Origin of the sequence: Collinsella sp. AK_207A (genome assembly GCF_902501965.1) — a bacterium.
In the GTDB taxonomy this organism is placed as follows: Bacteria; Actinomycetota; Coriobacteriia; order Coriobacteriales; family Coriobacteriaceae; genus Collinsella.
Window position 1 is genome coordinate 1 of sequence record NZ_CABWID010000011.1, and the last position, 363, is coordinate 363.

Genomic DNA, 363 nt, shown 5'->3' on the forward strand with positions numbered 1-363 from the left:
GTGGGCGGGGCGCCGCCCACCGGTCAGCGGCCACAGCGTGCGGGGCACGCCCGGTCCCATTCCGAACCCGGAAGCTAAGCCGCACCGCGCCGATGGTACTGCGGGGGAAGCCCGTGGGAGAGCAGGGCGCCGCTGACCGGTGGACGGCACCAGGCCGACGCCGATAGTACCCGAGGGGGCCCGCGAGGGCCCCCTCTTTTGTTCAGCGTTAGATTCTCGCCTCGCCATATGCCCATGGTTGATTTCCGATCCCAACCGAACACATTGAGCTGACGGCACGCTCCCGCAGTTAACCGAACGCCCCCGAGGTCCTATCCGGGCCCCGGGGGCGGCATTTTCCCAGTTGAAGGAATGGTGGAGATG

General features: G+C 67.8%; 1 rRNA gene. It reads left to right on the top strand.

From position 1 onward, the window contains the following. Positions 1-22: 22 nt before the first annotated feature. Positions 23-138: ribosomal RNA gene (gene rrf / locus GDJ97_RS03475) — 5S ribosomal RNA — on the top strand. Positions 139-363: the final 225 nt, after the last annotated feature.